This window comes from Streptomyces sp. SID14478 (assembly GCF_010548525.1).
In the GTDB taxonomy this organism is placed as follows: domain Bacteria; phylum Actinomycetota; class Actinomycetes; order Streptomycetales; family Streptomycetaceae; genus Streptomyces.
The window spans coordinates 1-2,588 of the sequence record NZ_JAAGMG010000569.1 but is presented as its reverse complement, the minus strand read 5'-3'; the positions used below and the strand labels follow the sequence as shown (position 1 = coordinate 2,588).

The 2,588-nt window shown below is 72.9% G+C and carries 4 protein-coding genes; 1 reads left to right on the top strand and 3 read right to left on the bottom strand.

The window, feature by feature from the left end:
* Window positions 1-830 (top strand): hypothetical protein (locus tag G3I40_RS18800; protein ID WP_164303296.1); only part of this gene is annotated, 830 nt, incomplete at its 5' end.
* Between the two features lie 63 nt (window positions 831-893).
* Here G3I40_RS18800 and crcB (G3I40_RS18795) read toward each other — a convergent pair.
* The 3 genes from crcB (G3I40_RS18795) to G3I40_RS18785 all read right to left on the bottom strand — a co-directional run.
* Complete coding sequence (gene crcB, locus G3I40_RS18795) at window positions 894-1,280, bottom strand: fluoride efflux transporter CrcB (RefSeq protein ID WP_164303295.1); 387 nt, start codon at window positions 1,278-1,280, stop codon at window positions 894-896.
* Window positions 1,277-1,741 carry a fluoride efflux transporter CrcB gene (gene crcB / locus G3I40_RS18790; RefSeq protein ID WP_164303294.1) on the bottom strand — a complete coding sequence of 155 codons (465 nt, stop codon included), beginning with the start codon at window positions 1,739-1,741 and terminating at the stop codon, window positions 1,277-1,279. Before crcB (G3I40_RS18790) ends, crcB (G3I40_RS18795) begins: the two co-directional genes overlap by 4 nt.
* Before the next feature lie 94 nt (window positions 1,742-1,835).
* Window positions 1,836-2,588, bottom strand: a 753-nt coding sequence (locus G3I40_RS18785; RefSeq protein ID WP_164303293.1) for a family 16 glycosylhydrolase, incomplete at its 5' end; no start/stop codon positions are given.

The following is a 2,588-nucleotide window of genomic DNA, read 5'->3' as shown; positions in this document are numbered from 1 at the left end:
TGCTCTCGGGCTGGTTCGACGGCGAGGACGCGGCCGACGCGACGCCGCTCGCCGCGGAGACGGCCCGGCCCGGCACGGCGCCGCCCGACGAGGACGCCCAACGGGGCACGCGGGACGAGCCGTTCAGGGGTTCGCCCGCCGTGCGCTGGGCGGACGGTGCGGCCGGGATCCACGTGCCCGCGGCTCGCGCGACCGGCTGGATGGGCAAGGAGCAGGTCGCCCGGGCCCTGGCCCGGACCCGTGACTTCCTGGTGGCGTCGAGCCTCGACCCGGACGTGCTGCGCGGTGAACGGCCCACCAAGGCACTGGCGTTCATCAATCCGAAGCAGCCCGGGGAGCTGACGTCCCTGAACCGTTCGCTGTCCTCCCCCAGCAAGGAGGACAACCCGCTGTCCCTGTTCAGCAGGTTCGACACGACGCAGGCACGGCTCGTCGGCGACGTCGTCAAGACCCGCGGCCGGATGACGTACCGGACGGGCAGGAACGGCGCCGTGGAGGTGACCACCGACGTCACCTACGTGTATCCGACGGTCCCCGCGCAGGGCGGCAGCGACGACGTCGTCCGGACGATCGTGCGCCGCGAGGTCGTGGTGAACTGGCACGACCCCAACAGGACGATCACCGCGCCGGACACGTTCTCCGTCGTCAGTACGTCCCTGGACACCACCAACGCCGGGTGCGACACCTACAACGGCTACCTCACGCCCGCGTTCGGCGCGAGGCAGGGCGGCGACGGCCCGCTCGTCGACCCCTACGACCGCAGTACGTCGATGCGGGACCGGACGCGCGGGGCCGACGGCGAGGGATGCGGGACCGCGACACGTTCGTAGGGGCGGTGCTGCTGGGGCGTGGAGTGAAGGTCCCGCCTGCCCCGCAGGCTGACGACGGGACTGTCATCCCACGCCCTGACCCCAGAACGCCTGGGCCAGCGCCGCGCCGGCGAACGCCGCCCCGAGGCCCGCGGCCACGCTGCCCAGTACGTTGGCGGCCGCGTAGAAGCGGGCCCCTGTCTCGGCCAGGCGCAGGGTCTCGTAGGAGAACGTGGAGTACGTCGTCAGGGCCCCGCACAGGCCGGTGCCCAGCAGGAGTTGGAGCTGCGAGGAGGCAGCGCCGGCCGCGACCGCGCCCGTGACGAGGCCCAGCACGAGCGAGCCCGCGACGTTCACCGTGAACGTGCCCCAGGGGAACACCGTGTCGTGCCGGGCCTGGACGGCGCGGTCGGTGAGGTAGCGCAGCGGGGCGCCGACCATGGCGCCGGCGATGACGAGCAGCCAGTTCATCGGGTCCCCCGTTCGACGGCGCGGCGCGTCAGGTGCGCTGCGGCCCACACCGCGGCGAGGGCGACGCACACGGTCAGTGCCAGATAGCCGAGCGCGGTCCGCGCCTGGCCGGCGTCCGTGAGCCGGCGGACGTCCACGGCGTACGTCGAGAACGTGGTGAAACCGCCGAGGACTCCGGTGCCGAAGAACGGGCGGACCAGGCGGTGCACCTGCCAGACGTCGGTGATGAGGACCATGAAGACGCCGATGACGGCGCAGCCGACCGCGTTCACCAGCAGGGTCGTCCAGGGGAACGCGCCCGTCGCGGTCGGCCAGAGCTGCGACGCACCGTAGCGGGCCGAGGCGCCGAGTGCGCCGCCGACGGCGATGACCGCCAGCACGGGCGCCTGCCCTCGTCCGGGTTCCCAGCGCCGTACGGGGACGGGCGGTGCGATGTCGGGGTCGACGGGTTCGTCGCGCATGGACGGGCGGGCCTCTCCTGGGGTGCGTGCGGTCGCTCGGCGGGCCCCACCTCCCGCGCGGGAAGCCTACCTGCGCCCCTGACGCCCCTCGCGCCTACTGCCAGACCCGGATGTAGTCGACGTACATGGTGGAGTGCCAGTCGAACGTCTCGTCGTGGACCGAGCCGTCCGCCCAGTCGTCGAGGACCTCGTGGGACAGGATCGGGAACTCCTTGACCTGGCTGATGAGTTGAGGGTCGGTGACGGTGCGGACCACGGTGCCGTCGTACAGGAACTGCAGCTGGGTGGGGGTCCAGCTGAGGCCGAACGTGTGGTACCAGGTGCTGTGCAGGCCGGGCGCGTTCACGATCTGGGAGGACGACTTGTGGTCGGCGCCGTAGCCGTCGTAGTGCAGGGTCACCGCGTACTTGTCGGCCTGGTAGGCGGTCTCGGTGATGTCCATCTCGGCGCCGTCGCGCGCGGTGCCGTCGACGGCGCCGCCGGGGGTGAGGCCCGCGTCGGCCTGTAGCCACACCGCGGCGAGGTGGCCGTTGGTGACGGCCGGGGTGTGCACGCTCGCCTCGAGGGTGCCGTACGCGTAGTCGAACTTGCCCTGGCTGTCGATGCGGCCGCCGGCGTACTGGCCGGCAGCGAGTTGCTTGACGTCGAGGGCGAGGGCGCCGTCGCCGTTCGTACGGACGACGGCGGGCTTGTACCACCAGCGGTCGGTGCCCGCGGCGCCGGAGCGTTCCTGGTCGCGGGCGGCCCAGCGGGCCGTGCTGACGCTCGTCCCGTCGAACTCGTCGCTGAAGACGAGCGTGCGGGCCGCCGCCGCGGGCGCGGTCCCCGTGCTCAGCGGCCGGGCGCC